Source organism: Mesorhizobium sp. M0478, assembly GCF_040321305.1.
GTDB lineage: Bacteria > Pseudomonadota > Alphaproteobacteria > Rhizobiales > Rhizobiaceae > Mesorhizobium.
Genome location: NZ_JAMYRH010000011.1, coordinates 1 through 25,561, shown reverse-complemented (window position 1 = coordinate 25,561; position 25,561 = coordinate 1). Strand labels below are relative to the sequence as shown.

The following is a 25,561-nucleotide window of genomic DNA, read 5'->3' as shown; positions in this document are numbered from 1 at the left end:
CGTGAGCATGAAATCGAGCCCCTACTTTAACTCGCCCCAGTTTGCCCAAGCGGCGAGCAACCTTTCCTCGCTGTTCGAACCGCCGAGCGGCGCGGATGCCGCCGGCTGGGCTGACGCGAATGCCAAGAAAGCTGCAGCTTCGCGGATCCAGCAGCTTTTCGATTACCGCAATTCGCCGGATTTCGATCAGCAGTCGTTCGATCGAGGCAACATCGCGGTCGGCAACTACGCTCCGACTAGCTCGTTTCAGGCGCTGGACATGAACGACGCGACCAAGCGTCGGGGTGACGACATCACGGCGGCCACGTCGCGCGCCAACAATGCCGCGGATAATGTCGGGGCGATGGATCGGACCCGATTGAGCGAGCTCGGCAATCTGTTCGTGCCGCTGAGTGAAGGCCAGGTGCGCCCCGAATTGCCATCCGATATCGCTGGCCAGTTCGGTGTGACGCACGATCTGCCTGCGGCGCAGGGCCGCGAGAAGCCGCTGACGGAAACCGAATTCAACGCCCGCACCCTGGCCGGCATGTCGCCGGAGATGCAGCAGGCCGCAGCGTTCGGCAGCACGCCGATCGAGCCCGTTGTCACGCCAGACGGCCCACGCAACGTTACGCGCCCGAACGCGCTCGGCCAGGTCCCATACGACAAACCGACGGCCGGCTTTTCCGTGTCGATGGATAAGGACGGCAACGTCACTTACACGCAGGGCGGATCCGGAGGGAAGACGACAGAATTCCAAGGAAAGCAGAATGCGTATGTGACCCGCATGCGCGGGATGGCGCCGATCATCGACACGCTCGGCAACGAACTGACCGACTTCAAACAGGCCGCCTACGACGCTCTTCCGACGGTAGGAACGATCAAAACCGGCAATGGCATGCTGAGCGAAAACTACCAGAAAGCCAGCAACGCCGGCCGTGTGTTCCTTCAGTCAGTCCTTCGCCTGGACAGCGGCGCCGCGATCCCGCCCGCAGAAGAAGCGCAGTATGGCGACGTCTTCCTGCCGCGGCCTGGCGACAAGCCGGGAACCATCGCGCAGAAGAAACAGGCCCGCGACCTAGCCTTGAACGGTGTGGAAGCTGGGATGACGCCGGAACAGGTTCTGGCAACCGGCAGGGCCGTGCTGGCGTCTGGCGGTGACCCGAACGCGACAAGCGCCCCTTCAGCGCGAGCTCAGCAGCAAGGCGCGGCGGGTGGCCGCCCCTCGCAGAAGGCTGTCGATTTTCTGAGGTCCAATCCCGGTGCAGCGCAGCAGTTCGACGCGAAGTATGGCGCCGGTGCCGCTGCGGCCATTCTAGGAGGCCAGTGACTTGGCGAACATCTTCGATCAATTCGACGAACCGGCTCCGCTCCAGGGGCCGCCGCTGCTGCGTCCATTCAAGGCCGACGAGAAGCGGCCGAATGCCGATGGCTCTTATTCGACCGAGATCAGCACCACATGGCAGCAGCCCGATGGTCAATGGGTGAACATCCCCTCGCTTTGGATGAGCCCGCAAGGACCGAAGCAGTTCGAACCCGGCGATGAAGATGGGATCAACACGGCCGCCAATAATTTCGAGCAGATCAACGGACCGACATTCCAGCGATTCCCCGATCTGGCATCCGCCGAGCAGGCCGCGAAGCTTCGGTCTTCCGAAGGCGGTGCAGCGGCGCCGGCCGGAAACGTCTTTGACCAGTTCGACGAGCCGGCCACTCCCGCATCCTCTGCGCCCGGCAACAACCTTGAGAGCCTGATGCGCGGGACAGAGCAGGCCCCGCCGGGGCCTGAAACCTCAACGGCCAAGGACGTCGGCTTGTCGGCGTTGTCCGGCATTCCACGCGGTCTGGCTGAAACAGCGATGTTTCCGGTGACCCTTTCCCGAATGGTCGAAGGTGGCGGGAACTGGTTGTACAACAAGGCCGAAAATGGCGTTCGCTATGCAATCGGCGCCGAACCGCTGTCTGACGAGGAATTGGCTCGCCGTGAGCAGCCGATGGGCATCAATGGCTATCTCTACGATGCGCAGGACGCAGCGCGCGGCGAGATGGACAAGGTTCTGCACAAGCCACAGACCACACCAGGAAAGTTTGCCGGCACGATCACCGAGTTTGCCGCGCCTGGCGGGTTGCCGAGTAAGGGTGTTCGTCTCGCGGAGACTGGCGTGGGCGCGCTTCGCAAGTACGGTGCCGAACTGGTCGGAAACGTCGTTGTGCCGGCGGTTGCGTCGGAAAGCGCGGGCCAACTGGCGGAAGGGACGCCATATGAAGGTTTGATGCGCTTTCTCGGCGCGGCTTTTGGAAATGGTGGCGTGGCCGGCGTCCGTGCCCACAACGCCCCGGGGGCGGCTGTTCGCCGTGCCACCGAAGGCACTACGGACGCAGAGTGGGCCGCAGCAAAGGCTCTTCAAGACAACAACACCGGCATTGCGCTTTCCGGCCCGGAGGCCCACGCTCAGGCCCGCGACGGCGCCAGCAAGCTTCTCGACCTTCAGCGAGTTGTTGAAGGCTCGACCACGGGCGGCAACAAGACGGGGCCGTTCTATGCACAGCGTCCCGCACAAGTCGATGCTGCCGTTGGCAGGCAACTGGATGAGATCGCCCCGAAGAGTGCGGATCCCTATGCACTCGGGCCGCGAGCGGCCGAAGCTGCCGGGAATGTGATCGACAAGACGCGCCAGAACATCAATGCGCAGACTCGGCCGCTCTACGATGCCGCACGGCCGCAACAGATACCGGCGGCAGAATTTGCGCCGATCGCCGCCGATCCTCGCTTCGTCGCGGGGTTGAAGCGGTTGCGTGAAAACAAGGAACTAGCTCCCGATTACGCCAACATGCCCGACAATTCGGTCGGCGTCATCGATGCGGTGACGAAAGACATGGCCGCCCGTGGCGAAGCTCTCAGCACCGTTGCCAATCCGCTCTATGGCCCCGAGCTCGCAGGCAAGAGCACCGCGGGCGCAGCCAACGCGCGCAACATTGCGACGCAGGAGTCGCCGGAATACGCCCAGGCTCTGGCAGAACAAGAGGCCCTGCGTCGAACTCAGTTGAACCCGCTCGAGCAAGGCCCTGTCGGCAGTGTGGCAAAGGCAACGGACACCAGGACGGCCGGCGAGGCCATTCTGCCCCGCGACCCGCTCGCCGGCGCAGCGCCGTCGAACGCCGATGCGGTCAAGCGGCTCGCTGCTGAAGATCCGGAGACCACAGCCGCGCTTGTTCGGCAAAACCTCGCCGATCGCTATTCTGCGGCTCAGACTGAGACGCAGAGCGGCAGCCGCGAGACCGCCGGAGCGAAATTCCATAAGAGCGTGGCTGGCAATGACGAGCGTAGCGCCCTCCTCGACGCGGTGCTGCGCGCCCTGCCGAACAATCAAGCGTCGGTGACGATGCCCGAGCTTCTCGATGTCTTGCAGGCCACCATGAGGCGGCAGGGGCCAGGCAGTGCGACCGAGCCAAATCGAATGATCACGTCAGAGCTCAGCGCGGCGTCCCCGGCAGCGGCCGTGTTCGATATCGTGAAGTCAGTCGGCGGTAGCGTCATCAATAAGGCCGGCGACGCGACGAAGCGTGCCGCGCTGCGCGATGGGTTGGAAACGCTCGCCGATATGTTCATCTCCCCGAACTCTGTCGATCTGATCCGCAATGCCAAGAACAATGGCGGACGGCGGATCGCTGCGACGGCAGCGGCTCGTACCGCCGCAGAGACAGGTGGGACGTTGTTCGACCCTGCCGGCCAGCGGTGACGTATAAGCGCTTTCCGATCTGCGGCCTCAATTTGGTCCGGTGTAGAGGCTAGGAACGCACCCAAGTTTGAGATATCGAAAGAGAGCGCAACGGCGATCTTTGCGCAACGAGACTGAAAACGGGGGAGAACAGGTTGGCTACGAGGCGCACGGCATTGCCGCCATCGTCACTAGAAGAGACGCTTTTTCCAATCGTAGATCTTTCCGATGAGCAATTCGTTCGGCTGATGGCAGGCCTGAGTTCCGAAGCTTCGTTTGCTCTACCCCGGGCTGTTGTAGGCGACTTGGCCCAAGATTTGTCCATGTCTGAGAGACAAATCTCATTCCTGGCAAATTCGCTAGCATACCTATATGTCTCAGCGCAGGATTCACCCTTAGCGCACAATGAAGCTGCAAAGGCACTCGTCAGCGAACTCGAACTGTCCGCATTGCAAGATCATCAGCAGGCTCAATTTTCCACTCGATTGTTAGAGCTGATCTCCAAGTCATCAACTCATGACGCCTACCGCAAACGAGAAATGCTAAAAGGCGGGATCCTTCCAGCGGCGGTCGCTCTAAAAACGCTGGTCGATCTGCGTGCAGATTTTGGAGAAGATGAAAAAACACCCCTGGCAAAGTCGTTCGTAATTTCTATTCAGCTCAAAATAAGTACGGACTCCAGAATAGACCAGAATCGCGACTTGACGTGCCATCTTACTGAGGACGTTCTTGATGATTTTATAGAAAAATTGCAACGCACTAAGAAGAAGATAGTCGCCTTGAAAGATTTCGCTGCCGCTAACTCACTTTCGGTTCATTAGATGTATCATGATTTCTTGGCGGATCTCCGAGTCACTCCGCTGGATCACGGGGATCCAGAGACTACAGAGCGGATGGTGCGGTGTACAGTCCGGCATCAGGACTTGGCACCGACGGGACGGATAAAAGGGATAGGGTTTCGACGCTCCACCCCCGCGTCTGATGGGATTTTGCATCACAGGTTAGAGGAAACTCCTCGGCTGAGGGTTTGGCGTGAAAGCGCGGACGGTTATAATTTCGGGCTCACCCATCACAGGCCCTACCCCGAAAAATCTGAGGTTAAGGCTGTATCTGGCCAAAGCGCCTTGAGCCTAAGCGGCTCATATTCTCCGAGCAAATCTGTGCTGGCATACTGGTTTGAGGGCCTTCGTCAATTTGCTCCGGCGGAAGAGTTTGCAGAGGCCGAGCGGCTTCTGAGCAGGTCGGACGAGGCTGAGCTCGCGGCGGAATTTGGCCGGCGGCTCGTTTCGCTGCTAGGCTCATTTGTGCAACACCGGCGGGACGAACGACCTGTTCTCTTTGCGCTGACCCAAAATGGTAGAATTGATCCTCACTTCCAAGTGGCGGCATGCGAGCGCTTCTGGATTGTTCCCGACAAGTGCGGAGAATTCCTCGGCGCGCTGGCGAGTGACCTGCTGTCAAACCTGAACGGTGGCGTGGAAATTTCCGGCGAGTGGGGCCGGATCTTGTCTGATGGTCGCAATTTGCAAGCTCGACTTGATCCACTCCGTAAAATTGTCGAGCCGAGCTTTATACATGCCGTCCGGACCGAATGACGCTCTTCCGATTTATACAGCTGTCCGATATCCATCTGTGCATCGAACCCCGTCGCAGAAACGCGCTAGCGCTGTTCAGGAGGCACCCAAGCGCGAGCCTCGACGTAGCTCGGCAATGGTGGAACGGAAACCTAGCGCTAAAGCTTACTCGCCCGGAAAGCTACGATCCTGACCTGGTGGCTGGTGTCGCCCGTTTCGCATGGCGACATGGTGACGTCACCGACTGCATCATCGTGTCTGGCGATTTGGCGACGACAGGTAGCCAGCTAGATTTGGCAACCGCGAAAGCCTTCGTCGACGCTGCTCCCAATGACCGTTTTTTCACCCTTGGTGGCGGTGTAACTTTGAAGGCGGCGCACCCCGATATCCACGTTATGGCCGGCAATCATGACCACTATCGGGACGATTACGGAAGCCCAGGCGGATCAGCACATTTCCGGTTGAATTTCGGAAATCGCATGCCGAACCATGACGGAAAGATTTCTCATACGGTACTGACAAAAAATGAAGAAACAATAGGGCTCATTTTCGCTGATTTCACGCTGGACAAAAGCGACGACTGTTCTGCGGTCAACGCTGGTGCTATGTTTCTAAGGTATGGTCAAGGTCGTGTATATCCAGATGTTCTTAAGGCGCTTATTGCCAAGCACCACGTGCTAAAACAGAAATATCGAAATATTCATATTGTTTGGGTGGTTCATTTTGCGCCATTTGATTGTTCAGTTAAACTTCAACTCAATGATTTTAGTGAACTAGTTGATGCGGCGAACAGCGTGGGGGTACAGCAATTGCTATGCGGGCACACTCACTCCATGAAGAAGCAAATAGAAGGAAAGTTGTCGATATATTGTGCTGGGCCGGCTGGTGCAATAGGCTCGGAAGAATCAAGCTACATTCATATCAACGAGATTGAACTGACTGGCGGGGTCGGCCGCTTTAAGAGGCGGAATTTTCTATGGTCGGCCGCTCGACATGATTTCGACGAGCAAGCGTCAGACTAAGTCTTAGATGACTTCGGCAGGTTGCTAAAATTCGTTTAGACGAAATTGGGCAACAGCACCGGCCGTGTTCGACATCGTGAAGTCAGTCGGCGGTAGCGTCATCAATAAGGCCGGCGACGCGACGAAGCGGGCGGCGTTGCGGGACGGACTGGGAACGCTGGCCGACATGTTCATCGACAAACACTCGGTAGAGCTCCTACGCAACGCCCGGAACAACGGCGGTGGTCGCATCGCACGTGCGGCAGCGGCTCGCACCGCGGCAGAGGCTGGCGGAACTTTGGTCGACCCGGTCGGTCAGCGCTAGGACGTCCTTGCCAGCGCTGCAACGCATCGTTGCATTAAAGGTTAACCGCGTTCTGGCCTTCGCCTTGAAGGTCGGCTTGATGTCAGGTTGATGTTCCGCTCGCATTTGAACTACCCGGTGCGCGCTGCCACACAAACATCAAAATCCGAATCCGGAGCCGGAGCAGCAACAGACGATCCACGACCTGCGCAACGTACTGGAGCAATACACGACCCCTGAAGCACCATCCCAAGTTCTGCATTGATCGGCGTGCGATTCTGCTTCAGCATGGCCTTCGGGTTTTTGCGACGTTTCGGCACGGTGGGCAGCATGAATCAATTCGTCCGTGGCGCCTTGAACCGTGAAGCTGCGGTCAACCGCACCTCGGCGGTGCGGCCGGCCGGTGAGGTCGGCCAGCTATGGGGCGATGTCTGCAGCTGGGTTTGCGCGATCGAGGACGGGCTGGGCAAGATCGGCACGGGCATTTTGATCGGCGCCGATCTGGTGCTCACCAACCATCACGTAGTCGAAAATCTTTTCCTCGCACCGGCCCGTATCAAGGACGCGGGCGTGCGTTTCGATTTCTTCGAGGACATTGCATTCAAGGGGAAAGTCTACGAGGGCCGCCGGGTGAAGCTCGTGGAGAACTGGAGTCTCGACCTACCGCACTGCAGCGACATCGACTACGCGGTGATCCGCCTGGCCGAGAAGGTGGGCGACCAGGCCATCGCCGACAAGAACGATCGCCTGGCCCCGCAACGCAGCTGGCTGGCGCTGCCCATGGCAACAGCCAAGCTCGTGCCCGGCGCCGAAATCCGTGTTTTGCAGCACCCCGTCAACGACACCCAGACTGCCGCCCAGCCCCGCAAGGAAAGCCCCGGCACGATTCTCAAGTTGCTCCATGGCGGCACGGTTCTGCGCCACGACGCCACGACCTTTGGCGGCTCGTCGGGCGGCGCAGTGCTCAACGCCCGCTTCAACCTCATCGCCATCCATCAGGGCGGCAACGAGGCGGAGAAGTTCAACCAGGCCATCGCGATCAGCGCCATCACCGCCGACATCGAGAAGAAAGGCTTCCCGCAACTGGTCGGCGTGGCGCCGCCGGAGCGACGCCAGCCCGTGGCCCGGCCCTTTAACCGCAAGAGCGAGACGGAGAAGGCGCGCAGCGAGGTCACAGCTTGGACTAGCGAGGTCTGGCAACTGCACATGCGCATGCTAATGGATCGCGACCAGGAGGAAAGCGACATTAGCGCCATGCGCGACATGGCGCTGGAGCATCCCGGCCTGATCCACCTGATCGCCTGCCGCGGCGTCGACAGCCACGCCAATTTCCTGGCAAGGCTGGCGCGCCTGTCGCTCGACAAACTAGGCGACGAAGACCGCAGCAAACGCGAGGCGGCATTACTCGGCGACACCGGTGCGCAGGGGCTGCAGCCCTGGAAGCCGGCCCGTATCGAATGGCCGAGGCGGATGTATCCTGCAGCGCGCGCCTGGCCGGGGCTCAAGACCGCAGTCGACAGGTATCTGCCCCCGAGCCAGCCCACCCTCGTGCAGATCGAGATCATGATGGACCAGTGGGAGCCAGTCCGCGATCCCGAGCTGATCGCCATGCTCGCCGCATATCTGCGCGGCAAGGAGGGGGTCGGCGCCGATTGCCTGCAGGTCCTCGTCATCTGCGCCGATGCCGTCGCGCAGGGCGATCCCGACCCATACGACGCGGACCGTGAGAAGATCCGGCAGATATGGGACAAGGATGCGCCGCCCGGCTGCGGCGCGGCGATCGAATTCTTCGACGTCACCAGCAACGACTTTGGTTCCTGGTGCCAGGCATTGGCGGCGGCGATGACAGGCAGCGGCGGCAAGATCAGGGGCAAGGCGGCGCTGGCGGACGCGATAGCCAGCAAGAAGAGGGAGATCGCCGCGGCGGTCGGCTTGGCTTTGCCGGGCGGTCAGGCCGTACCGATGGTGGTCGCGGAAGCCGCGCTTATGAAGAAGCTCGCACCGCTGATACGCAAGGCAGCTGCGAAGGATTGAGCGGCGCACAATCTATTCGATACCGCGCAAGGAGGATGGCTGATGTGGTTCAAGACTTTTCCCGAGAAGGATCCGAAAGAAGTGGTCCCCCTCATGGAGAACGGGCGCGAGGTGGAGAAAAAGGGCAAGGACTACGTCTTCAATCCAGACCTGATCGCCGCGGTCGACGTCGCCCGCGGCCTTGGCCGGCCGCTGCTGGTATCTGGCGAGCCCGGCTGCGGCAAGACGGAGCTGGGTTACGCCATTGCGCGGCGGCTCGGCATCCCGCGGGTGCATTTCTTCTCGACCAAGTCGAACTCCGAAGCGCGCGACCTCTTCTACACATATGATGCGATCGGCCGTTTCCGCCACGCCCAGGGCGACGGCGCACAGGTCGCCCCTGACGTTGCAGACTACATCGAGTTCCAGGCGCTCGGCCGTGCCATCCTCGACGCGCATGATCGTAAAGACATCGATCGCCTGCTGGTCGGCCGGCGCCCTTACCAGCCGCTGGAGAAACCAGGCCCCACTGTCGTCATCATCGACGAGGTCGATAAGGCCTCGCGTGATTTCCCTAACGACGTGCTGCGCGAGATCGAGGACTTGGCCTTTCGTGTTCCCGAGCTTTCAGGGCGCATAGCCGGGGAGGCGGAGACGCCTGGCAGCCTGCCGGCCGAGCAGCGCCCCATCGTGGTGATTACCTCCAATGAGGAGCGCCAGTTGCCCGATGCGTTCTTGCGGCGCTGCGTCTTTCACGAGATCGCCTTCCCCACCGACGAGAAGATCCTGCGCGCCATCATCGCCAGCGGGCTGAGGAAGAAGTTCGGGAAAAAGCAGGAGCCACCTGGGCAGGGTGTTGAGATGAAGTACGACCTGCCGGACAAGGACAAGGATTCGCTGCTGAGGCTGTTCAACAATTTCCGCAACGAGCCGCTGGAAAAGAAGCCCGGCATTTCCGAGCTCATCGATGCGGCTGCCCTGCTCGCCTACCCGCCGGCCCAGGCCCCGCGGGCCAAGCTGGCCGCGAGGATGCAGGAGATCGGGCCGGCGCTCGCCAAGCTCAAGAACGACCGGATGACGCTCGGCAAGCTGCTTGCGGAGCCCAAGCCCGAGGGCGCCTGATGCCGCAAGCCGGTGAAACCCACGACGCCACTCGCTTCGACTTTACCGAAGCCGGGCTGGAGGCGTTTTTCCGGCGCTATGAGGCGCAGCGCCTCCATCACGGCGTCGCCACGACGCTGCATCACGTATCGCCTGGCCAACGCATCGATGCGATCACCGCCATCGTCGGTCTGAACAAGGCAGAGGGCTGGCGGCGCCAGGAAAGCGACACGGCAAAGAGCCTGTGGCTGCGCTACATCACGCCGGTACTGGCGGAGGCGCGTGAATCGGCTGCCGCACTTGCCGCCGCCGCTGTCGACGGGCTGCCTGGTGTGTTCGTCCCACCATTCCCCGAGCCGCCGATCAGGCAGTTCCGCGAGCGCCCTCCGCCACGGGACCCACCGCCGCGCACAAAGCGGGATGACGAAACGAAGGCGATGATCAAGGTCAAGATGCCGGCGCTCACCTGGCGCGAACGGCTTGCCGCTCTGCCGCAGCAACTCTGGCAGGCGCTGCGCCGGGGTCAGGTGCAGCTCGTGATCGCGGCGATCGTGGCAGGCTGTGCCCTTGCCGGCTTGCTGCTGGACGGGAGCGTCGACAGGTTTCTGGAGTGGATCCAGCCAGGCCCTGTCGTTGAATGCGCCGCGCCACCATGCACCGTCGGTCCCGACCCGGGCGGCAATGAAGATCGCCTCGTACTACCGCCTCGTGACGTCCAGTTGCCTGACCCGAGTGCGGACGACCCTGTCGGCGACGCTTACCGCATGGCGCTGGTGGTGACGTTGGCCGCCGCTGCAGAGCACGACAACAAACTGACCCCACGCATGCTGGCGGAAATCTATGCCGGCGAATCTGACGTTTCCGGGCGGCCCGAGCTTTTCCTGGCCGCCATGCTGAAGCGTCGTCCGGACCCAGTTGACGATCTTGTCCTCGACCATCCCGCGTTGTTGGAATTTGCAGCCGCTTTTGCAGCGATCGAGCTTGGCACGGACAGGGTGAGAGTTCAGGCACTCAACCGTGGTGATAGCGAAGATCGCAGATTGGGCGAGTTGCTCAATACGTTCATAGCCAACAGCCCTGCTCAGAGCGCCCATATTCCGAGCCAAAACCAGACTTGGCCGGCCTGGCTGCCCTACTCCGTCTTTATCCTGTTGCTGCCGGCGCTGCTTCTTGCCGCCTTCACCTACCCGGCTGCCGTCGAAGCCAGTCTCGCCAATCCGCCGAAAGGCATCCGCGGCAAACCCTTTGACCTGCCGCTTGACGGGCTGGTGCTGTCGACGCCACGGCCTGACCGCAGGCTGGCGCGCAGCATTTCTTGGCGCGAGCCGGTAGTGGGGCGGCGCATGCATGCAGACCGCTCGATCCGGGCGACGTTGGCGGCAGGCGGCTTCCTTAGCATCGTCATGCGCAAGCGTACGCTGCTTGCCGAATATGTGTTCCTAGTGCGCCGGCCTTGGCCGAACGATCACGAGGCGGCGCGTGTCAGCCGGCTGATCGACACGCTGTCTCAAGCGGGCGCCAACCTCGCCACCTACGACTACGACCCCGATCCGCGCACGATCAGCGCGCGCCAGCGCGACGAGCGCTCGCCGGCCGTGGCCTTCGACCTGCGCGGCCTGCGCGAGCGCCATCCCGACGCCAGGCTGGTGCTGGTGACCGACGGCAACGAGCTGGTCGACTATTTCACGCTCGACCCGCTCCCCTTCGTGGCCGACGAGCTCGCCAGATGGCCGGGTCGCATGTTGTTGACGCCGATCCCCGTCGCCGAATGGGGAGAGCGCGAGATGAAGATCAGCCGGGCATTGGACGCCCCGATCGGCCGCGCCTCCGCGGCAGGTTTCCAGGAGTTGGCAGCAGCCTTCGGCGAGCGGCGCAGGCCGGCGCCGCGCCGCATCGCTGAGCCGCGGGCCGCCGACGATGCCGATCTGATCGAGCGCATCGTGCCCTGGCTGGTCGAGGCGCGCCGGCGCGTCTGGGCGGGGCCGGAGCCGGCGGCCCGCCCCGCCGCCATCCGGCTAGACGAGCCGTTCCTGCGCTCCGACGTGCCGCCCTCGCCCAAACTCGTGGCCGGGCTGGTCGACGATCTGCACGGCTGGCTTGGCGCCCGTGGCTTCTACTGGCTGGCGGCCTGCGCGCAATATCCCGAGCTGCGTTTTCCAGTGACGACCTATCTCGGCTGGAAGATCGCCATCGACCATGGCGGCGTGAAGGTGCCGCTCTACGACGAGGACCTGCTAGCGCAGCTCACGCTGTTGCCCTGGTTCCGCTCCGGCCACATGCCGCCCTGGCTCGGCAAGGCGCTGCTTGCCGCGCTCACCGACACGGCTCTGGCGGCGGTGCGGCAGGCAGTCGACGCCATGCTGAACGGCGAGCCGCTGCAGCCGGACGGACGGCCGCTGCCGAAAGACGCCAGCCTGCCGATCTGGCTGCCTGGCGACGACGCTTTGGCAATCCCGCTGGAGGCGGTGGTGGCCAATGTGCTGAACCCGGACCCGGATCCGCGCGCGCCGAAGCTCGGCCACAAAGCGATGTCGCGCCTGCTCGGGCCGCACCGGCGCCATGCGGCGGGCATCCGCGCGCTGGCGCTGGCCGGGGTTGTGCTTTGGTGCGCCGCGGCCTGGTGGCTGTGGCCCGATCCCGCGGCGACGCCGCATGGCCAGGGCGCCTGGCTGCCGCTTGCCGCGCTTCTGCTCGTCACCGCGATGGGGGCCGTTGGCGTGTTGCTCTTTCTGCGCCCCCCCAGCGGCGCTGCCGCAGCCGGCCAGAAGCCAGGCTCGGCGGCGCCCGGCAAAGATGCAACGGCGCGCGAGGGCAAGACGCAAGACATGAAGCAACTGCCGTCGGCGGGCGAGACGATGCAGCCCGTCTCTCTCACCACGCCATCACAGGCGGAAGCTACCAGCGAGGCCACAATTGGCGGAAGCTACAAATCCTGAAGCGGCGCCCCGGCGGTTGGAGCCCGAGGCGACCGCCCCGACGTCAGTGCCGCAGCCTGTCCCCGCCGTTCCGCGGAAGCCAGAGCGACCGCTGCCGGCGCGGCCCGCTACGGTGCGGCGCACGCTTCTCGCACTCGCGCTCATTGCGCTGGTCCCGGTGTTCGCGGCCTTCGCCGTGCGGCTCTACCTGTCGCCCCAGCAGCGTGTCTTCGACGAACAAATGATTTTCGGCGACGGGTTCCACACCGTCACCGTCCTTGATTGGTCCATGCAGCCGAATGGCCCACTCTTTGTCGGAACGCGTGCGGGAGTCGTCATGCAACTCTCTAGAGACGGTGGCAGCTCCACCGTTCGGTTCGCCGGCGACGGAAAGCCTGTCATAGCGTTGCATGCTGCGGGCAATGACGCGCCGATCGCCGTAGTCCCGGATCGCGGAGGTGCCGATGGCGCCGCCATTGCCATGGCAGGGCCTTGGGAGGTCGCCGTTCATGAGAGGCTGTTTGCGGCCGTGCCTGCCAACAATGGTTCGGCGATCGTAGGCCAGTATGAAGGCACCGGCGACACAGGTTCTCTATTTTCGACGCAACTGTTTCCACCCGCTCCAAGCGGCCGATTGCGATTGATGCTGTACCGCGACCTCAACACCAAACCCATTGCGGTCGGCGAAATTCCCGGCATTGAGGATGCTCGCGTCGTGGCGGCGCTGCCCCACACCAATATTGTCATCGCCGGCGACGGCAAGGGCAATCTCTTTGCCATTGATGCCTCCGCGCAGATTGGCGGCGTCAGTCCCACGCAGTACATCAGTCTGATCGGCAGGCACGATTCCGCGATCGTCGAGATCGCGGTTTCGGCCGACCCGTTATTCGCAGGGATGCGATTCGCGACCTTGGCGTCCGATCGCTCCATCAAAGTATGGGGCGAGGAAGTCGATTCACCTACCATCGGCTACGTCTCGGCCGACGTGACGCCGCCCGGATCGGCATGGGTGCAAGAACCCACGGTGCCGCCGGTTAATGGTTTGCGCGACCTTCTGTCAATGAATCGCAATGGACGCCGGGTGTTGGTCAATCGAGGTACCGATCTTTTGATCTATGACCTACCCGCTCCGGGCGTAGACGCCGCGGTAACGGTCCATGAAAATATCTCGAACCACAAGCTAGATAGTCCGGCAATATTGTCACAAAGCGGCAGCCGGCTACTCGCGAACAATCCACGCGATTTGGTGGTCGAACTGATAGACTTATCCAACATCGGAAGCCAAGCGCGGCCGCCGCCGGTCATCGCCTCCTTCCTCAGGGGACGGTCCGTCATCCATCTGGCCTTCGACGCGATTGGCGATCGTTTCGTTGCTGTGAGCGCGGACGGCACAATCTTTCTGCAATCAGTATCTTCGCCGGATTCTTCCCCAGTCGAGATAAGGGAGTACAGTCATCAGCTACTCGACCCCCAGGTGGCGATCAGTCCTGACGGTACTGTAGTGGCTGTGTGCACACGTGGACTGATCAGCCTTTACTCCACCGACGATGGCCACCGCCTGTCGCAGTGGCCCGCGTTTAGATCCGAAACGGCCGGCGCGCCCGGCTTCGATTCAAATGGCCGCAGGGTGCATGTCTACAATGACGATACCACCCTGCTTTCCACCTTTTCGATCCGCGGGCCAGTCCACCGCGCTTTCCCCGTACCTGTCGACACCGAAAGCATCAAATACAGTGGCGACGGGAAACGGTTTGTTGGTACCTCCGCCACGGAGCTGCGTGTTGGCGACATCGACGGACAAAAGGAAGTCGGAACAATCGTCTCGATCGCTGCGGGCGGCAGGCAATGGGTGACCAACTACAGCGCCAGCCGCATTGCCGTGCTCGACAGTTCCGGCCGGCTGCGGTTCTTCCGCGAAAAGGAAGATCTGACACGCCCTGGCCCTATGCCGGCGCTGCGCGAGCGTGCGCTCAGGCTATCAGCCGACGGGCGCCAGCTCTTCGCTGGCACGGCCGACGGCCGGCTGCTGTTCGCGCAGCTCATCAACGGGCGCCAAACCATCCTGGCCCGCCCCGTGCTCGAGCCGATCCTAGCAGGCCCGGTGCTCGATTTCGCCAGTCCGTCCGGCGGTACTGTGGCGACAGCGCGAACCGACGGCAGCGTCAGCATTGCCGACATCGTGCTGCCTGCACTGCTGGACAGTGGAGAGGCCGATGCCAACATCGCCGTGCGGCCGACCGGACTGAATGCGGTTGCGACCATCACCGGCCATGGCGGCCCAGTCCAAGCCATGGCGCTTTCGCCCGACGGCACGCTGCTTGCCACCGCCAGCGCCGACGGGCGGCTGCGCATCACTGATCTTGCCATAACAAGGCTTGTCGCTTGGCTGCCCATTTCGACCCTACCCACTGGGCCGGCCGTAGAGACCATGGTTGCGCGACCGCTCGCTAACTCACCCTATGCGCCCGCAGCGGAAGGGTCAGCGGCGACACCCGACCCAGCCTGGCTGAAAATTGCCCGGGGCGAAATCGGCGTTCGAGAATACCTGCCCGTCAAAGGCATCACATGGCTCCCCGCAAGTAACCCGAGGATTGAGCAATACCACGCGTCGACTACCACGGGCCGGCAGCCGCAGACTGTCGCCTGGGGCTGTTCATTCGTCAGTTGGGTGCTCCAGCAGGCTAATGTCGCCGGCAATCCGCGCAGCGCCCGTTGCGCCGATTATCGCCAATTTGGACGGCCTCTGGACGAGCCCGCCACGGGTGCCATCACAGTGCTCAGCCCCCAAGCCGCCGCTGAGGCAGTATCCGGCGCTGCCGGCTTCTTGGTCAGCTGGGACGATGCCACCGTCACGCTGGTCATCGGCAATGTCAACAACCAGGTTGGTCTGCAAAGATTCCCGAGAGCGCAGGTGCGGGGCTATCGATGGCCGATTCCATCAGGTGGCTGACAAAAAAAGAACTGCACCGCACGGAGAGGCCGGCCTACAGCACGAGGTCCGACGTGCCGTTGATCGACCGGAAACTGCCGCGCGTCCCGGCCAAGCTCTCGGCCTTGCGCCGCTTCGCGAAAGGATCGTGCTTACTGAGATGCCCGACATCGAGCCGCGCCAACTCTCCGATCTGCGCGACCTCGACCTGGTAGGTCTTGAAGGCGCCGTAGACGAACTCGCCGGTCAGACCCTTGATCAGGTCGCCTTGCGCCAGAATATAGCCCGTGCATGACAGGTCGCCTGTCTCGTCATTGACCACTGCGGCGATCTTCCAGAAAGCCTTCGGCAACTTGACTAGGCCTCGATAGTCAGGATCCTTGTCGCCGAAGATTGGACCGGTAAAGGCGGAGACCTGCAGGCCGCGCGTGCGCGCATTGCCGAGCACATAGTCCTCCAGCCTCACCCAGTCGCGCTGATTCAGGTCTTCGTGCTGTGGCGCGGCATTGGTGTAGTGGAACGTGTCGAGATTGGCCTCTGCCGCGATCTCCACGGTCTCGCCCCACACCGGATCTTCGCGGCGCACCATATGGCCGCGATCCAGCGGGTTCTTGACGTAGGCGGAGTTGTCCACCTGGAACTCGTCGCCCAGCCGCCCGTCTATGTACCATTTGTCGACCCGGCCCAGACGCTTGGCCAGCACACCGTTAATGTTGACGGCCGTCATAAGCGGCAACTTGCGGCTCTTGCACATCCACACCGAGAAATGGCGGTACTTGAGCACGTCGGTGTCTTTGCCGGTGTCGGCATCCTTGACCGCGGCGATGTCTTTTTGCCACTGCTTGCCCGGCCTTGGAGGCTCGACCTTTTGCGCCTTCCCGAGGAAGAGCGGGTTGTAGCCGTCTCGTCCCTTGAAATGCTGCGGCTTGTTGCGTCCATCGCCGGCGGCTTCGGTGATGCTGGCTTGAGAGGGTATGACGCTGGTGCTGGTCAGACCCTTCAGCGCCGACTTAATCTCGGAGACCGGCACCGCGTAGTTGGCTACCCTGTAGTCGCCGGCAAAATGCAGCCCGACCGCCTTGCCTGTCTCGCGGTTGAACACGACAGAGCCAGAATTGCCGCCAAGCGTCGTCGCGTCGTGCGTGAATTCTGGGCGATCTGTAGCAATACTGTTGACATCGCCGAAGGCAAAACGCTTGACGTCAAATATGTCGCCGAAATAGGCGGCAACGTCTTCTGGATCGCTGCGGCTGTCATAGGCCGGATAACCGACGACCCCGATCGGTGTTCCTTCCTTCAAGGCAGTGGTCGAGAACGGGATTGGATCAAGGTCGCGCAGAATCTCGTCCTCGACCTCCAGCAGGGCAATGTCGGCCGAATTGCTGCCCGCGATGAAGACGACCTTGCCGACACGCGCCTGCCGGGTCCTAGAAACACCATGTTCCTCGAGGAAATCCACATTGACCTGATAGTCTTGATAGTTGGGTAGGGTGTTGAAGAAGTAGCTGCCGCGCCCGTCATTGCTCGCGAATTCCTCGGCGACGTGGCGGTTGGTCACCAAGATCGCTTTGGTCGGGCTCTTCTTCTCCACGATCCAACCGGTGCCAACGTAGGGCACGTTGGGCACATTGCCGAGCTCCACGCGGGCGGTGCGTGCAATCACCGTGTCGATCTTGGCCCGCTTCAACTTGTTGAGGATCTTCTTGACCTCCGGCACCGGATCTAGCGGCAACACGAAGGTCCCGTTGCGCACCAACAGGGAGGGTCGGATGATCTTCAGGATGATCGCCTCCAGATGGACATTGCTGAGCGGCGTCTCGGAGCTGATGTAGGCCGTTTCCGGCACCACACCCGAGCGGCGGCGGGTGCTCAGACTCGCCGATCCCACTAGGCCAACGTTGGCTGATTCCAAAGTGAGCGAAGGCCCACGGCGGCCAGTAGCACTCTCCGCTCCGATGCGCGAATTCATGGCCTGCGGCGTGAGATCGTTAATACCCAGCCTCTCACGTACGTCGTCGAGCAGTTTCGGGTTGAGGCGGGCCATCGAGCGCAGCGACGGGCTCTCGAAGTTCACATGCAGCGATGTTTTCGGCATTGGCCCCCTCCGACATCCCGGTTCGAGAGCAGCGTTGCGCGCGCGACCGAGCCGAGTTGTTGCAAGTATGCTCGGCTATCCCGTATTTGGCTAGCGCAACGCGGCAATTCGACCACCACGAATTTTGCCTTGCGGCAGGCCAACGGGTGTGCGTACCTGTCGATCACGTTATTCAGGGATAGCTGCAAGGCAGGATTCCGCCCCCCATCTAATTCCTCTCGCGTCCGGTCTAGAGGCGCAAGTCTTCACCTTTGCGGCCGCTGCGTGCAGCGTTGCGCAGCATTCTCAGGGACTTTGGCGGATATGTTCGTCGACCTGCGATTCGGTCGAGCTCATTCGAGATGCGAACGGCCGCGGCTTAAAGAGTGGACTTGGCGATGCCTTGGCTCGCACCGGCGCCGAAACGGGCGGGACTCTGTTCGACCCGGCCGGTGTCCGCTACCACCGACAACAGCCGGGACGCTTTACGATCCACGGGAGCGGGCGGCGAGCGGCGCCTGAAGCAGTTCAGACTCTTCACGATTCGCAGACGAACTGATGTTGGAGCGCCCCTGTGGGGTCTATCGTGGGCTATCGAGACGATAACCTACCGCCCCAACGTCATCGCGGAGAAATTGAACTGCCACGACGGAGTTCGTCGAAAGATCTATGATTGGGGCCCCTGAGGACCCGGGGCCGGTATCACACTGATGATGAATCAGGTTTGGCTCCAATTTGATCACCCGACAGTCCGCCACACCCCAAACGGTCCGAGGCAAACCGTCCGTTCGAAAGTAAATTACTCCCAAGGTGGCGTTCTCAGATAGTGCATTTCGGCTGATCACCAATGGCGTAAAGCTGGCATCGGCAGGTCGATCCAGACCAAGGGAGGCATATCCGCCCATTTTGTCCTCTGAACCGACAATCTTAGTCTTAGTCAAATCGACGTTAAAGATTACCGACCCGTCAATTGTTCCTTTCGGCAAAAGTAAAAATCGGATAGAAATCGCGTCCTTTGCGCAATGAGTTGCCGTAATTATTTGGGAAGGACCAACGAGAAACGCTGTGCAAACAACCAACTGATTTTTTCGCTGAATTGCGAGACGGCCTACTGCCCGCGCTAACTGGCGAGCGGGGTGTTGATCTGGCAAAGATGAAATGAGCTGAGAATCGTCGAAACCAATAACTCCCGGTAAAACCGAATTAGACGTCAGCCGGGGTATAATTTCCTTGTCCGGATTTTGAATCTGCTCCTCGGCCATTGCCTGAAGTTCATCTCGGTTTAGAGAATTCAAAATCCCGGCGCGTGCAAGAAAAAGAAGTACAGCTGCTCGCTCGCCATTGGTCTTGGAAAGATTACTAAGCTCTGATTTCACAATTTCGTATTGAAATTCGCGTTCCTTTGCCAACGCTTGTATCTCTGCTACTGTTTTTGTAGTTTCCGTGTCCAATTGCTGCTTCGTCCTCGCCTCACTATCCTTTAGTTCTTGTCGAACTTGTTCTAGAGTTACGGTGTTCTTCGTAGTGTCTTCGCGCGCAATTCGATCAAATAGGAATGTAGCTGACAACGTTAGCAATCCGGCAAGGGCAGCAACCAAAGGCGTATTCCAAATGAATTTTCGGTGATCCAAACCTAGTTGCTGAATCTTGAGATCGTGGTCGGATTTTGCCGTTCCCGAGGTAATAAGCGCCTGCGCAATAGCGGTTCTTACCGCCTCCGGTATCTCTGCGTTTGTCAGAACCTCGATATCTTTCGCGTCCATATGAGCACCAGGCGAACTAGCTACCATCGTTCGAAATGCGTCGTACGAGGCCGGAATCCTCGACGGTGGTGAATGTTGATGGCGACACAAATATTCATCGTGGTCAATATGTTCGTCCATTTTGAGGAAATCTTGGCTTTTTCTTGATTGGCAGCGGATGGAATACGCCCGTTTTTCTTTCGTCGGCGTAGCCACTGTGATACTATTGATGCGGCCGGAACAACCGCAGAACTCGGGCAACTGCACCAACCGCTTCGGATCCTGCCGGGGCTAACGTCAACGGACTTCCAACAAGCATCTGAAATCTGAGTGCGGAGCGCTGCTCCTGCGCCGCGATGCGATCATGGAAGCGACGTTCTGGTGCACCAAAATGCCCTCTCCGACGAAGCCCGTCATCGAGTTCAGCTACCAATACCTGCCCTACGGGACCCAACTCGACAACGATCTGGCCGAGCTCGTGCGCAGCGCCGACGAAACCATCGACGCACTGGCCGACGTGCGGCGCGCTGACGGCAAACTTCAAAATCAGACCGTCACGCCCGACAGTCTGACGCCGGCAACGCTGGCGCTGATCACTGGCGAGGGCGCAACAGGCCCCACGGGGCCGAGCGGCCCGGCAGGCGTCGGAGCAACCGGCCCGAGCGGCCCGGCGGGGGCTACGGGCCCGGCGGGAGCCACAGGACCGACGGGCGTTACCGGCGGCGTCGGTGCGACTGGTCCGACCGGTATCACCGGCCCAACGGGTTTGACCGGCGCGACCGGAGTAGTCGGGCCGACCGGTGTGACCGGCGGCGTCGGCGCGACAGGACCGGTTGGCGCCACGGGCGTCACCGGGCCGACAGGCTTGACCGGCCCAACCGGAGTCACCGGGCCTACGGGCGTCACCGGCTTGACGGGCGCAACCGGCCCCACAGGACCGACAGGAGCTACCGGTCCTGTCGGCGTGACGTTTGTGGCGACGCGGACGGCGATGAAGGCCATCAACACCGGCACGACGACTCAGGTCTATCTGACCGAAGTCGGCCGCGAGGGTATGTTTCTGTTTTTGTCGGGAAATTACTCGACGCACGTCACCGCCGACACGTTGGAAGGTATCTACGTCAAGGCCACGGCCATTGCATCGAGCGTCGGCGCGTGGGTCCGCGTCTATGACGGGGTGCTGCAAGCCGAGTGGTTTGGCGCGTCGCCCAACACCACGACCGATAGTCAGCCGGCATTTGCCGCGGCCTATGCGCTGCTGGCGGCGATCAGCGGCACCACAGAAGGGCCGATCGGTCGCATCGAGGGTAAGAAGGGCAAATACCGTCTTGGATCCAGCCTTTCCTTCACGCTGCCGGTTGAACTGTTCGTTCCAGACTATCTCGAGTATACGCCGACCACGCTTTCGGCGGTCATCATCGGTCTGGCGGCGCCCGTTGGGGGCCGCAATACCGGGTACGATATCGAGATCGGCGGGATTCGCGCCATCAACGGCAACGGGTCGGCTCCGACCGGCGTAAATACGTCCGGTTGCTCCGGTTTCGAGATCAGGAACGCTCAGTTCTCGCGCTTCAAGATCGGCCGGATCATCGCCTTCACGAAATACGGTTTTTGGGGCAATCAGTCGAACGATATCTATTCCGGACAGCATTGCCAGGACAACACGATCTGGCTCGGCGACATGGCGGTCAATGGAACCGGGGTTTACATCGAAAGCGTGTCGGCTTCTCTTGGTGCGTTCCAAGTCAACGAGGTCCACATCCAGAACAGCTTCGCGAACTGGATCAATTTCAGCACGCCGGCCGGCGACATCAACACCAACAACAACACGCTGCATTTCAACGCGGCCGATGCTGACAAAGGCGGCGGGAATATCTTTATCAATGGCGGCTGGAACGACTTCTATTTCGGCTACACGGACGGCACGCTGACGCTGCGCGCCGGAGCCGTCTACAACCGCGTCTTCGGTCACAACATCACGTTCACCGACAGCAGCGGCAACACGACTAACGAGATATCGGACGGCCAAAACGGCACGGTCACGCTCAAGAGGTTCAAAACTGGCGGGATCGCGTCGCTGATCCGCCTTGAAAGCACGGAGAGCGGAGCCGCCTCGGCTGCGCTGCTGGAAAACTATCGCAACTCGTCGACGCCGGCAGACAACGACAAGGGCGTCGCGCACGTCTGGTACATGAACGACGATGCCGCTGCGAAGCGCAAAGTCGGCGAAATGCGCATGGATTTTCCGACTGTCGCTGCCGGAAACCTGAATTCCCGTTTCGCGTGGGACACCGTGGTTGGCAACGTCTACGGTGAAAAGATGGTGCTTTGGCAGGGCATCACCCTCGGCAGCCCGGCCGGCGGCGACAAGGGCGCAGGGACCATCAATATATCCGCCAGCTACTATGTTGCCGGCACGAAGGTTCTTGGTGCGCAGGCGACTGGCTGGACCGCTGGAACTGGAACCGCGCTGAAAGGAACATGGGCCGCCTACGCGGGCCAGACGCACACCGGAGCCTACGTGCAGGCCACCATCCAGGCGCTTGACGATAATTGCAAAAACACCTCGCAGCGCGTCAAGGCGCTTGAGGATTTGCTACGAACGCACGGGTTGATGAACTGACGAGGTGAGGCCACCTGGTCGCGCTGCAAATGCGCGATTTCAAAGTCGCGGTTCATAACACCGCCTATCCGCGAAATCTCTCTGTGTGCCACACGATCTTGCCGTCGATCTTCATCGGTTTGTGAATCATCAGACGCTTCGGCAAGTGCTCGGGATGAACCTCGAGAAGCGTGATCTTGGTCTGCGGCTTGCACCGGTTGCAGTCAAACTTCAGCTTCTGCGGGTCGACGCCGCCGCCGTAGACCATCATGAGATCGGCGGATCGGCAGTAGCGGACGTTGCCGCAGCTGCATTCGGCTTTCACAAGCATGTTGTGCCGGGTCGCCTTGCCCAGCGTGTCGATCGGATCGTGCGCCATAGCGAGCAAAATGAGGAACATATTCCTGTCCAGTCAAGAGGGATTGACTCTCGTGTTCCTATTTTGTTCACTTCTGGCAATTGGAGACACCAGATGCGCGGCCTCTCACCTCCCAGCCAAAAGGCGGCCACCGCCAAATTAACTGCCATATGGTGCCTGGCGAACTATCCCGATGACCTTGATCGTGCATTGTCTTTGGCAGGGGCCATACGGCCCGCTCAGCGTGCCCGAACTCCTGCGCAACTGAGGCAGAGCGATGTGCGGACGCTACACCAAATATCTGTCGTGGTCGGAAATTCACCGGCTCTACAGACTGACTGCGCCAGCGGAAACCGGCCGCAACGACGAGCCGCGCTACAACATTGCGCCTACGCAGGATGTGCCGTTCGTCACTGCCGGTGAGGATGGCAACCACCGGCTCCGTGAAGGGCGCTGGTGGCTGGTTCCTTTCTGGGCGAAGGAGATGCCGAAGGCGGCGATGTTCAATGCGAGGATTGAGGGCATCGATACTGCGCCCGCCTTCCGGGACGCCCTCAAGTCGAAGCGCTGCCTGATCCCGGCCGATGGCTTTTATGAGTGGACCATCTCACCGGCTGACGGAAAGAAGGACCCCTGGCACATCTATCAGCCCGGCCACGCGCCTTTCTCGTTCGCCGGCCTTTGGGCTTACAATTCCAATCTCGACATAACCAGCTGCACCATCATCACAGAGCCTGCCGCAGAACCGATGAAGCAGCTGCACAATCGACAGCCTCTCATTCTCGACCAGGCATATTATGACGCCTGGCTGGACCCGGAGACGCCCAAGGACAGCCTCAAGGACATTCTCAGCCACGACATCGACGGTCAGCTGCAGTTCAATCGCGTTGGGCGTGAGGTGAACACGAGCGCCGTCAATAAGTTGCCCAACGACCATCCCGGCCTGGTCGGGCCGATCAACCCGCTATGAGCGACGAACCGAGCCGGCTTGCCGAAGGCATGACAGCGCCCCCGTGCGATCGACGCCGCGTCGACAATCATGCGTGCGAGCACCCGGGCTGCGGCATGGATGCTGGGTTTGGCTTTGCTAAGCCGCGTCATCCTTCGCACTGGTTCTGTTTCGGACATAGGAGCGAAGGCGAGCAATTTCTTTAGGAGGTTTAAATGTTGGAAAACGTGCTGCCCACTCAGGCCAAGCCGAAGCTGATTGTGGTCGTTGCATTTGATCGAGGCGAGGACAGCGAGCTATTCACCGCTTACGGCCCGACTGATCAGCAAAGCGAGGAGCGCGCGGTCCGCACGGCCAAGGCTCTGTCATCGAGCCATGTTGGTGTCATAGCCTGGAGCCGTGATGCAGACCCGGCGCTCGGCGACTATGGGCCGCCCACGATGCTGTTCGTCAGCGGCGACGTCCCGGACATGGAATGAGACTAGCCCGTTGTCCCGCCTTCGCGGCTCTGCATCGCCTCGAGGATGATCTCAAAGACGCTGCCCACCTCTTCGCTGATCTCGTCGGCTGAAATGCCTTCCTTGTCGGCCGCTCGCATTGCCTGGTCAGCGAGATCGGTGACGGCGCCGGGATCATCGGTGACTGCATCCGGCAGGTGCTCCGCCATCCACTCGTCAAGAAAGTTTATGCCGCGCGTGCTCATATCGCCTTAAGCACTGCAGACGGCATAAGTTCCGATCACGACTAGATGGTGGGGAACAGCTTGCCGTCTAGCGCCATGGCGCGGGCCTCCGCAGCGTCTGCCTCCGTCAGGGTAATCTGCTCCGAGACGGACTTTTCGTCCTCCACCAGAAACTCAGTAGGGGCGATGTCGCGCATCAGGCTGTGGGCCCGCATGGCTGCCTGCTTTGCATCATCAGCTTCCAGTTCGACGAAGGTGGATACTCGGTAAAGGGTCATGGTGCGTTCTCCGGCTTGTTCACCGCGGAGTCGTTCAGCTCCGCCTCGATGTTGTCGCTGACTGTTGGCAGCGGTTCGCCCACCCGCACCCCGTCAAAGCCCTGAAGCCACGCATCGGCATGCTCCTGCCAGTAAGCTGGCGCCGCATGCTCCTTGCCATCCTTGCTCGCTTGGGCGCCGTACATCCACGCAAGCTGACGCGCTCCTGGTCTTCCTTAGCCACGGCCATCTGTGTCATCTTCTCGAAAGTCCTGCAGCGATGCATGCCGCAGGTCATCCTCGCCGCGCAAGTGCTTCACGCGCCCGATCAGCCCCGGCTTGACCCATTGCGTTGCCGGTCGCTTCATTCCCTTCGGCGCCGGCCCAGCGTGCTCCTGGACGCGCTTCCTTAGCCGTTCGCGAATTGCTCGGCTGGAGTTGATGAACGCCGAGCCGACATACTGCCCGGTCTTCCGATCGGCCATCAGCGCAAAGGCCGGCTTGCCGGGTTCACGCTCGACGCCGAGCAAATCGTATTCCTCCACCATGTAGCTCTTGATTTTCAGCCAGGCGGTAGACCGGCCGCTGCGGTATTTGCTGTCGCGGCGCTTCGAAACCATGCCCTCAAGGCCGGCTTCATCGATCAGGTGGAAGATGGCTTTTGCGTCACCGGGCAGCGCCTGGCTGAATTGGATGCGGATGTCGGCAGGGATCATGCTTTCAAGGATCTCACGCCGTTCCTCCATGACCATGTCGCGTAGATCGTGGCCGTTTAGGTGAAGGAGATCAAAGGCAACGAAATAGAGGTCGTGCTGCCGGCGTGTGATCGCCTTGCGCAGCGCGGCGAAGTCGGAAAGGCCGGCTTCGTTCAGGACGATGATTTCTCCGTCTATGATTGCGCTCTCGGCGCCAAGCTCTGCGCTTGCAGCCACGATGTCGCGGTATTTGGTTGTCCAGTCGAGCCCGCGACGGGTGTAGATCCGCGTGCCGTCCTCGTCGATGATCATCTGGGAACGGTAGCCGTCGAACTTCACCTCATGAGTCCATCCATCGCCCTCGGGAGGCTTCTCCACCAAGGTCGGTATTAACGGCTCGATGAACTTCAAACGCATGCACTGACCCACACCCGGCGATTCAAGCCGCGAGCCCGAAATCAGTTCCGGAACATTTTAGACGAATTGCATGTTTGAAGAGTTATGAAGATTGAAGCCGACGAATGCCGGTCAGGCAATCTCCCACTTCGGCGCCGGCCATTTTCATTGCACCCCGCGCGGGAGCCGCCTTGGCTGACGTCCATTAGCTCCCGCTCATCTTGACCCCGGGCGCAATGTATTGTCCGTATATGAACTCGACGAGTGAGGG

Annotated in this window: 20 protein-coding genes; 13 read left to right on the top strand and 7 right to left on the bottom strand. The window is 61.1% G+C overall.

All coding sequences use genetic code 11. The annotated features are described in order from the left end of the window. Position 1 precedes the first annotated feature (1 nt). The 10 genes from NKI64_RS23400 to NKI64_RS23355 all read left to right on the top strand — a co-directional run bounded on the left by NKI64_RS23400 (position 2) and on the right by NKI64_RS23355 (position 15,556). Entirely contained in the window at positions 2-1,309 is a 1,308-nt protein-coding gene (locus NKI64_RS23400) for a hypothetical protein (protein ID WP_352670338.1), read from the top strand. 1 nt (position 1,310) lies between these two features. Then, complete coding sequence (locus NKI64_RS23395) at positions 1,311-3,719, top strand: hypothetical protein (RefSeq protein WP_352670336.1); 2,409 nt, start codon at positions 1,311-1,313, stop codon at positions 3,717-3,719. A gap of 134 nt (positions 3,720-3,853) precedes the next feature. Further along, on the top strand, positions 3,854-4,519 hold the full coding sequence (locus NKI64_RS23390) for a hypothetical protein (RefSeq protein WP_352670333.1): 666 nt from the start codon (positions 3,854-3,856) through the stop codon (positions 4,517-4,519). A gap of 339 nt (positions 4,520-4,858) precedes the next feature. Beyond that, entirely contained in the window at positions 4,859-5,293 is a 435-nt protein-coding gene (locus NKI64_RS23385) for a hypothetical protein (RefSeq protein WP_352670331.1), read from the top strand. Further along, positions 5,290-6,294 (top strand): metallophosphoesterase, encoded by a 1,005-nt coding sequence (locus tag NKI64_RS23380; protein ID WP_352670328.1) that lies wholly within the window; start codon positions 5,290-5,292, stop codon positions 6,292-6,294. Before NKI64_RS23385 ends, NKI64_RS23380 begins: the two co-directional genes overlap by 4 nt. 64 nt (positions 6,295-6,358) lie before the next feature. Beyond that, entirely contained in the window at positions 6,359-6,598 is a 240-nt protein-coding gene (locus NKI64_RS23375; RefSeq protein ID WP_352670325.1) for a hypothetical protein, read from the top strand. A gap of 249 nt (positions 6,599-6,847) precedes the next feature. Then, positions 6,848-8,611 (top strand): trypsin-like serine peptidase, encoded by a 1,764-nt coding sequence (locus NKI64_RS23370; protein ID WP_352670531.1) that lies wholly within the window; start codon positions 6,848-6,850, stop codon positions 8,609-8,611. A gap of 42 nt (positions 8,612-8,653) precedes the next feature. Further along, positions 8,654-9,712: an AAA family ATPase gene (locus NKI64_RS23365; RefSeq protein WP_352670322.1), complete on the top strand. Its 1,059-nt coding sequence runs from the start codon at positions 8,654-8,656 to the stop codon at positions 9,710-9,712. Beyond that, the gene (locus NKI64_RS23360) at positions 9,712-12,627 is read left to right on the top strand and encodes a hypothetical protein (protein WP_352670319.1); all 2,916 of its coding nucleotides are present in this window, start codon (positions 9,712-9,714) and stop codon (positions 12,625-12,627) included. Before NKI64_RS23365 ends, NKI64_RS23360 begins: the two co-directional genes overlap by 1 nt. Before the next feature lie 112 nt (positions 12,628-12,739). After that, positions 12,740-15,556 carry a hypothetical protein gene (locus NKI64_RS23355; protein WP_352670316.1) on the top strand — a complete coding sequence of 939 codons (2,817 nt, stop codon included), beginning with the start codon at positions 12,740-12,742 and terminating at the stop codon, positions 15,554-15,556. 34 nt (positions 15,557-15,590) lie between these two features. Here the strand turns inward: NKI64_RS23355 and NKI64_RS23350 are convergent, their stop codons facing one another. Together NKI64_RS23350 and NKI64_RS23345 are read right to left on the bottom strand one after the other, a co-directional pair. Next, positions 15,591-17,630, bottom strand: coding sequence for a DNA/RNA non-specific endonuclease (locus NKI64_RS23350; RefSeq protein ID WP_352670313.1), 2,040 nt, complete (start codon positions 17,628-17,630; stop codon positions 15,591-15,593). Between the two features lie 560 nt (positions 17,631-18,190). Further along, positions 18,191-19,618, bottom strand: coding sequence for a trypsin-like serine peptidase (locus tag NKI64_RS23345; RefSeq protein ID WP_352670528.1), 1,428 nt, complete (start codon positions 19,616-19,618; stop codon positions 18,191-18,193). Between the two features lie 97 nt (positions 19,619-19,715). On the opposite strand from NKI64_RS23345, the gene NKI64_RS23340 reads away from it, so the two are divergent. Then, a complete protein-coding gene (locus NKI64_RS23340; RefSeq protein ID WP_352670310.1) occupies positions 19,716-21,974 on the top strand; it encodes a collagen-like domain-containing protein in 2,259 nt (752 codons plus the stop codon). A 64-nt stretch (positions 21,975-22,038) separates the two neighbouring features. On the opposite strand, the gene NKI64_RS23335 is transcribed toward NKI64_RS23340, so the two are convergent. Then, positions 22,039-22,353: a hypothetical protein gene (locus NKI64_RS23335; protein ID WP_352670307.1), complete on the bottom strand. Its 315-nt coding sequence runs from the start codon at positions 22,351-22,353 to the stop codon at positions 22,039-22,041. Between the two features lie 235 nt (positions 22,354-22,588). On the opposite strand from NKI64_RS23335, the gene NKI64_RS23330 reads away from it, so the two are divergent. Next, positions 22,589-23,281 carry an SOS response-associated peptidase gene (locus tag NKI64_RS23330; protein WP_352670304.1) on the top strand — a complete coding sequence of 231 codons (693 nt, stop codon included), beginning with the start codon at positions 22,589-22,591 and terminating at the stop codon, positions 23,279-23,281. A gap of 194 nt (positions 23,282-23,475) precedes the next feature. After that, complete coding sequence (locus NKI64_RS23325; protein WP_352670301.1) at positions 23,476-23,739, top strand: hypothetical protein; 264 nt, start codon at positions 23,476-23,478, stop codon at positions 23,737-23,739. Between the two features lie 2 nt (positions 23,740-23,741). Here NKI64_RS23325 and NKI64_RS23320 read toward each other — a convergent pair whose 3' ends face one another. The 4 genes from NKI64_RS23320 to NKI64_RS23305 are packed head-to-tail and all read right to left on the bottom strand — an operon-like array spanning position 23,742 to position 25,311. Continuing rightward, positions 23,742-23,963: a DUF768 domain-containing protein gene (locus NKI64_RS23320; protein WP_352670298.1), complete on the bottom strand. Its 222-nt coding sequence runs from the start codon at positions 23,961-23,963 to the stop codon at positions 23,742-23,744. Positions 23,964-24,004: 41 nt separating this feature from the next. Continuing rightward, positions 24,005-24,220: a hypothetical protein gene (locus NKI64_RS23315; RefSeq protein ID WP_352670296.1), complete on the bottom strand. Its 216-nt coding sequence runs from the start codon at positions 24,218-24,220 to the stop codon at positions 24,005-24,007. Then, complete coding sequence (locus NKI64_RS23310) at positions 24,217-24,405, bottom strand: hypothetical protein (protein ID WP_352670294.1); 189 nt, start codon at positions 24,403-24,405, stop codon at positions 24,217-24,219. The genes NKI64_RS23315 and NKI64_RS23310 overlap by 4 nt, the downstream gene beginning before the upstream one ends. Positions 24,406-24,435: 30 nt before the next feature. Further along, on the bottom strand, positions 24,436-25,311 hold the full coding sequence (locus tag NKI64_RS23305) for an ATP-dependent DNA ligase (RefSeq protein ID WP_352670291.1): 876 nt from the start codon (positions 25,309-25,311) through the stop codon (positions 24,436-24,438). Between the last annotated feature and the right edge of the window lie 250 nt (positions 25,312-25,561).

Excerpts from the sequence above, each read along its gene's own strand:
- NKI64_RS23380 (WP_352670328.1), top strand. The coding sequence starts at position 5,290 with ATGACGCTCTTCCGATTTATACAGCTGTCCGATATCCATCTGTGCATC.
- NKI64_RS23325 (WP_352670301.1), top strand. The coding sequence starts at position 23,476 with ATGTTGGAAAACGTGCTGCCCACTCAGGCCAAGCCGAAGCTGATTGTG.
- NKI64_RS23340 (WP_352670310.1), top strand. The coding sequence starts at position 19,716 with ATGGAAGCGACGTTCTGGTGCACCAAAATGCCCTCTCCGACGAAGCCC.
- NKI64_RS23360 (WP_352670319.1), top strand. The coding sequence starts at position 9,712 with ATGCCGCAAGCCGGTGAAACCCACGACGCCACTCGCTTCGACTTTACC.
- NKI64_RS23315 (WP_352670296.1), bottom strand. The coding sequence starts at position 24,220 with ATGACCCTTTACCGAGTATCCACCTTCGTCGAACTGGAAGCTGATGAT.
- NKI64_RS23365 (WP_352670322.1), top strand. The coding sequence starts at position 8,654 with ATGTGGTTCAAGACTTTTCCCGAGAAGGATCCGAAAGAAGTGGTCCCC.
- NKI64_RS23310 (WP_352670294.1), bottom strand. The coding sequence starts at position 24,405 with ATGTACGGCGCCCAAGCGAGCAAGGATGGCAAGGAGCATGCGGCGCCA.
- NKI64_RS23305 (WP_352670291.1), bottom strand. The coding sequence starts at position 25,311 with ATGCGTTTGAAGTTCATCGAGCCGTTAATACCGACCTTGGTGGAGAAG.
- NKI64_RS23320 (WP_352670298.1), bottom strand. The coding sequence starts at position 23,963 with ATGAGCACGCGCGGCATAAACTTTCTTGACGAGTGGATGGCGGAGCAC.
- NKI64_RS23335 (WP_352670307.1), bottom strand. The coding sequence starts at position 22,353 with ATGTTCCTCATTTTGCTCGCTATGGCGCACGATCCGATCGACACGCTG.
- NKI64_RS23330 (WP_352670304.1), top strand. The coding sequence starts at position 22,589 with ATGTGCGGACGCTACACCAAATATCTGTCGTGGTCGGAAATTCACCGG.
- NKI64_RS23350 (WP_352670313.1), bottom strand. The coding sequence starts at position 17,630 with ATGCCGAAAACATCGCTGCATGTGAACTTCGAGAGCCCGTCGCTGCGC.